The organism is Enterobacter cloacae complex sp. IR5418 (assembly GCF_049238105.1).
GTDB classification, from domain to species: Bacteria; Pseudomonadota; Gammaproteobacteria; order Enterobacterales; family Enterobacteriaceae; genus Enterobacter; species Enterobacter hormaechei.
In genome coordinates this window covers 1-5,151 of the sequence record NZ_JBMKHS010000074.1, presented here as the reverse complement: position 1 = coordinate 5,151, position 5,151 = coordinate 1, and the positions used below count along the sequence as shown (strand labels likewise).

Genomic DNA, 5,151 nt, shown 5'->3' with positions numbered 1-5,151 from the left:
AGCAGAGTTTTTGAAATGTAAGGCCTTTGAATAAGACAAAACGCTGCCTCATCGCTAACTTTGCAACAGTGCCCGCTCAGCTGGTTGGTAACTATTTTCAACCCGGACTCCAGATCACCTGGGCCAGCTTCAAGGCAGCGCCGCAGATACTCTGACCGATTACCACCTGAAACCAGGTCTATATAGGCCAAAAGTTCATCTGATACTTTTGCGGTTATTGTTGGCATTCAGTCCTCACTTTGTGCATTTTTTAAACGAAAAAAGGGTGTCTAATACGGTGAAATCATAGTATTACCAAAGTAATAAATAAAAAATGTTTTAAATCAGTAAGTTAGATTAGATTTGTAATACCTGGGTAATACCGCAGCATGGTTAAATTTGGTTTTTTTTCTTTTAAATCAGTGAGATAGCGTGATTTATCACGCTGCGTTAGGTGTATAGCAGGTTAAGGGATAAAAAATCATCTTTTTTTGGTAGGGCGATCTCCGTAGGTTAAGGGTCATTTGGCTAAAAAGCGTCCTATTCTTTGATGGTCATGCTTGCATGACCATCTGAGCAACCAAAAACTACAGATAAACTACAGATAAACTACAAAAAACGTTTTGCCTTAGTGTTGGAAGACTACAAATAGACTACAATAAAACTACAAAGAAACTACAAAAAACGTGACAGACTACAAATAGACTACAAGAAAACTACAGATAAACTACAAAACTCGATTGACCCCTTCTTACGAGTGTTGTAGAGTCATTTTCATACAACGGAGGGGGTTATGAATAAACCAGCAGATCTGAAACCCCGCAACTTATCGGCTGCTGTCAGATTGCGCCTAAATGAAATCGAGAACTGGCTGGACAGAGGGCTAACGCGGCATGAAATTGCTGAAATCCTCGACAGCGAATACAGCTTTTCGGTAACAGCCAAAGGGCTTGAGATGGCACTGTATAGAACGCGGCAAAACCGAAAAAATGTATTGCACAATACACATGATAAGAGTAGCGCGAAGGGTGCAGCGGAAAGTGTATTGCACAATACACAACCGTCTGAGCCTGAAGCGCAGGAAAGTGAAAAAGCAGAGAGTCCCGGCATTATTGATAAAGAATTCTTCAATAAAATCGGTGAGAATTTCGACCCTAAGAAGTTCAACAAAAAATTCTGAGGTGATTTATGAAAGTAGCGGTAATTAATTACAGTGGCAGTGTTCGTAAAACCTTAATTTCATCTTACCTGTTAGCCCCGCGGCTGACTGGTGCAAAGTTCTATGCGGTAGAGACTATCAACCAGTCTGCTTCCGATCTGGGTATTGAAAATGTGACCAGTTTTAAAGGTGACGACTTCTCACGTTTGATTGAGGGGTAATGACTCCAACTTACTGGTAGTGTTTTATGTTCAGATAATGTCCAATGACTTTGTCATGCAGTTCTCCCTTCAGGCGTGATTCATAAAGCGGCCAGTCATCCGTCATCCATACCACGACCTCAAAGGCCGACAGCAGGCCCGGAAGACGCTCCAGCGTGGCCAGAGTGCGTTCACCGAAGACGTGCGCCACAACCGTCCTCCGTATCCTGTCATACGCGTAAAACAACCAGCGCTGGCGTGATTTAGCGCCGACGAACCCCACTGTTCGTCTATTTCCGCGCAAACAATGACGTCACTGCCCGGTTGTATGCGTGAGTTTACCGACTGCGGCCTGAGAGGCGGTGTAAGTGAACTGTAGCTGCCATGTTTTACGGCAGTGAGAGCAGAGATAGCGCTGATGTCCGGCAGTACTTTTACCGTTACGCACCACGCCTTCAGTAGCTGAGCAGGAGGGACAAGTGATGGAGATGGAAGCCACTGGAGCACCTCAAAACCACCATCATACACTAAATCAGCAAGTTGGTAGCATTACCCAGAACTGGACAGAATAGGCTGTATGTCTAACTTCTGGCCACAGATATAATCGAGCCAGCAGTGCTCGCCGCAGCCGAGCGACAGGGCGAAGCCCCGAGTGAGCGAGGAAGCACCATGGAACAGTACTCATAAATTCTGCATACGCTCAATGCCTGCAAAATCACCTCCCATAGGGGTTATCCACTTATCCACGGGGATATTTTTATAAGATCTTTTTAAATAGTTGTTAGATTTTTATTTTTAGAATGCCCACAGGCCTTTATCCATGCGGGTTCCAGAGAGGGATCTGTGACAAAACGCCCTTTCAGTGTGACAAATCACCCTCAAATAGCCGCCATTTCTGTGACAAGTTGCCCTTAACCCTGTGACAAATTGCCCTCAGGAAGCGTTGCTTTTCACAAAGTTATCCATCCCTGTTGACTCTGTTTTATGAAGTGTGACAATCTTAAAGTCTGTCACACTTCGCATGGACCTGTCATGGCGGAAATAGCGGTTATAAACCATAAAAAACGTAAAAATAGCCCGCGGATTGTCCAGTCTAACGAGCTGACTGAGGCGGCATATAGTCTCTCCAGGGATCAAAAGCGTATGCTGTATCTGTTCGTTGACCAGATCAGAAAATCCGACGGCTCCCTGCAGGAACATGACGGCATCTGCGAAATTCACGTTGCTAAATACGCTGAAACATTCGGGCTGACCTCCGCTGAAGCCAGTAAGGATATACGACAGGCTTTAAAAGGTTTTGCGGGTAAGGAAGTGGTTTTCTATCGCCCTGAAGAGGATGCCGGCGATGAAAAAGGGTATGAATCCTTTCCCTGGTTTATTAAACGTGCGCACAGCCCATCCAGAGGGCTTTACAGCGTACATATCAACCCATATCTGATTCCCTTCTTCATCGGGTTACAGAACCGGTTTACGCAGTTCCGGCTCAGTGAAACAAAAGAGATTACCAATCCGTACGCCATGCGTTTATACGAATCTCTGTGCCAGTACCGTAAACCTGATGGCTCAGGTGTCGTGTCCCTGAAAATCGACTGGATCATGGAACGCTACCAGCTACCTCAAAGTTACCAGCGTATGCCGGACTTTCGCCGCCGTTTCCTGCAGGCAAGTGTTGACGAGATCAACAGCCGGACACCAATGCGCCTTTCTTACATCGAGAAAAAGAAAGGCCGCCAGACGACGCATATCGTATTTTCCTTCCGTGATATAACCTCCATGACGATTGAATAGTTGAGGGCTATCTGTCACAGATTTAAGGGTGGTTCGTCACATTTGATCTGGAAAGTTGAGGGTGATTTGTCACAGTTTTGCTGTTCCCTCCCTGGCATCCTGCGCTTACTCATAGTTTTTTTGGCTGTAACCGGTAGTGGAGCCAGAATTGAGGGCAATTTGTCACCCTATCCTGAGGGTAGTTTGTCACACTAGATTTTCTCCCTCTTCCCGGGTAATGGTGCCAACTTACTGATTTAGTGTATGATGGTGTTTTTGAGGTGCTCCCGTGGCTTCCATCTCCATCACTTGTCCCTCCTGCTCAGCTACTGAAGGCGTGGTGCGTAACGGTAAAAGTACTGCCGGACATCAGCGCTATCTCTGCTCTCACTGCCGTAAAACATGGCAGCTACAGTTCACTTACACCGCCTCTCAGGCCGCAGTCGGTAAACTCACGCATACAACCGGGCAGTGACGTCATTGTTTGCGCGGAAATAGACGAACAGTGGGGTTCGTCGGCGCTAAATCACGCCAGCGCTGGTTGTTTTACGCGTATGACAGGATACGGAGGACGGTTGTTGCACACGTCTTCGGTGAACGTACTATGGCCACGCTGGAGCATCTTCTGAGCCTGCCGTCGGACTTTCAGGGCGCGTGGTTCCTTTTAAACACCAGCTCTGTATCTCTTTTAAAGATCCTTCAATAAATCCTGTAAACACATAACCTGTTCATCGCCTGCCCTGTGGACAGGCTCGGGAGAATGCCCGCCCTTGCAGCGACCTGACGGTCGCGCCGGTTCGGCAACACCTGAGAGAGCTCCCATCGCTCCGCGACGGGCCCCGACCGGAGAATTAAATTAGTTACAGCATTCAAAAAACAAATCATCATAAAACCAGCGCCGGTTTGCCAGCCAGGTGCCCCTCCCCACCACTGAAAAGCGCCGCCCAACCCCGGCCAACGGCCGGGGTAATGCATCGCTTTAAAATGATGGATGTTGTAACTATGTTTTGTGGTTGCTGTTGGAGATGTGGCTTTGAGTTCTGGTGTACACGCTCGTAAGCGGCCCTCACGGCCCGCTAACGCGGAGATACGCCCCGACTGCGGCTCGCGCCTTGTCGTGACCACTCCGACCGCGCACAGCAGCTTCTGTAGCGTTTTGAGCTAGGTTGTTTTGGGCTTAGCAGGGTGGGGGATTATTACGGCTGAAGCCGTAATGCTTTTTTCGTCCTCGCTTCGCTGCGGGGGTCTCCGGCGCACAGCGCCTCCCATGCGCTGTCGCGCATTTTAAAACCTCCGTGAGTAATGTATTACCAGCCTTATAAATTCAATAAAATCATGTGATTGTGGTAAAATAGCACAGGAGGTTATGACCGGAGGTCGTTATGCGTGTAGCTGACCGCATTATCATGGATACCCTTGTACGCGGAGGATGCATTAAAACCTTTTATCGTATGTGCGCAAAGAAAGCCGCTCAGTCACAAACGCGCATACCTGACGGGTAGGGGGCCGCTTGGAATTCGGAAATTATCCTACGTTAAGCTTTTCAAGCTTAACGGGTGATTTCGTTCAATTGAGTGGAAACCCCTGACCGTAAGGGATGTACGGAACTATCAGACTGTCCGTTTCTGGTTTTGCCTACTTTCGTACAGATCGGTGGCATGGTGTACGTAATCGCTCGGTTTCGGACGCAGAAATGGCATAGCACCGCCACTTGGGCAGTTTGCTAACAGTTGATGGTTAAAAAACAGCCTTAGCGTAGGATATTTTCCCTTTCCCAAGCGGACCCCTGCAACAGTGCCGTAAGCTGCACCTCAAACCCCCGGATCAGGCTCTCCAGGCCATGCAGAAAGGCCTGCTCACCATCATCACTGTCCATAATCTGCAGCGCTTCCCGCAATAGCGGCGGCAGGTTTTCGTCCGGTGCTGCAGGGCGGTCGGTCAGGGCGGCAGTATGCTCCTGCTGCTCCAGTACGGCACCAAGGGTAAAAGGCACTGTTGCAAATAGTCGGTGGTGATAAACTTATCATCCCCTTTTGCTGATGGAGC

At 48.2% G+C, this 5,151-nt stretch carries 4 protein-coding genes and 3 pseudogenes; 4 read left to right on the top strand and 3 right to left on the bottom strand.

The genetic code is table 11. The features are described 5' to 3' along the window. Window positions 1-227, bottom strand: a 227-nt coding sequence (locus ACOTX7_RS23740; protein WP_136527584.1) for a hypothetical protein, incomplete at its 3' end; no start/stop codon positions are given. A 545-nt stretch (window positions 228-772) separates the two neighbouring features. Between ACOTX7_RS23740 and stbA the strand changes: the two genes are divergently transcribed. Together stbA and ACOTX7_RS23730 are read left to right on the top strand one after the other, a co-directional pair. Further along, window positions 773-1,159, top strand: coding sequence for a plasmid stabilization protein StbA (gene stbA, locus ACOTX7_RS23735; RefSeq protein ID WP_001039463.1), 387 nt, complete (start codon window positions 773-775; stop codon window positions 1,157-1,159). An 8-nt stretch (window positions 1,160-1,167) separates the two neighbouring features. Next, complete coding sequence (locus tag ACOTX7_RS23730; protein ID WP_000861580.1) at window positions 1,168-1,359, top strand: hypothetical protein; 192 nt, start codon at window positions 1,168-1,170, stop codon at window positions 1,357-1,359. 10 nt (window positions 1,360-1,369) lie between these two features. Here ACOTX7_RS23730 and ACOTX7_RS23725 read toward each other — a convergent pair. Continuing rightward, a pseudogene (locus ACOTX7_RS23725) lies at window positions 1,370-1,837 on the bottom strand (IS1 family transposase). A gap of 533 nt (window positions 1,838-2,370) precedes the next feature. Here ACOTX7_RS23725 and repE point away from each other — a divergent pair. Both repE and ACOTX7_RS23715 read left to right on the top strand, forming a co-directional pair. Beyond that, the gene (gene repE, locus ACOTX7_RS23720; RefSeq protein ID WP_000807690.1) at window positions 2,371-3,126 is read left to right on the top strand and encodes a replication initiation protein RepE; all 756 of its coding nucleotides are present in this window, start codon (window positions 2,371-2,373) and stop codon (window positions 3,124-3,126) included. A gap of 268 nt (window positions 3,127-3,394) precedes the next feature. Continuing rightward, window positions 3,395-3,751 (top strand): annotated as a pseudogene (locus ACOTX7_RS23715) (IS1 family transposase); the annotation flags it as partial. A 1,104-nt stretch (window positions 3,752-4,855) separates the two neighbouring features. Here ACOTX7_RS23715 and ACOTX7_RS23710 read toward each other — a convergent pair. Further along, window positions 4,856-5,098, bottom strand: a pseudogene (locus ACOTX7_RS23710) (TetR/AcrR family transcriptional regulator C-terminal domain-containing protein); the annotation flags it as partial. Window positions 5,099-5,151 lie beyond the last annotated feature (53 nt).

Excerpts from the sequence above, each read along its gene's own strand:
- stbA (WP_001039463.1), top strand. The coding sequence starts at position 773 with ATGAATAAACCAGCAGATCTGAAACCCCGCAACTTATCGGCTGCTGTC.
- ACOTX7_RS23730 (WP_000861580.1), top strand. The coding sequence starts at position 1,168 with ATGAAAGTAGCGGTAATTAATTACAGTGGCAGTGTTCGTAAAACCTTA.
- repE (WP_000807690.1), top strand. The coding sequence starts at position 2,371 with ATGGCGGAAATAGCGGTTATAAACCATAAAAAACGTAAAAATAGCCCG.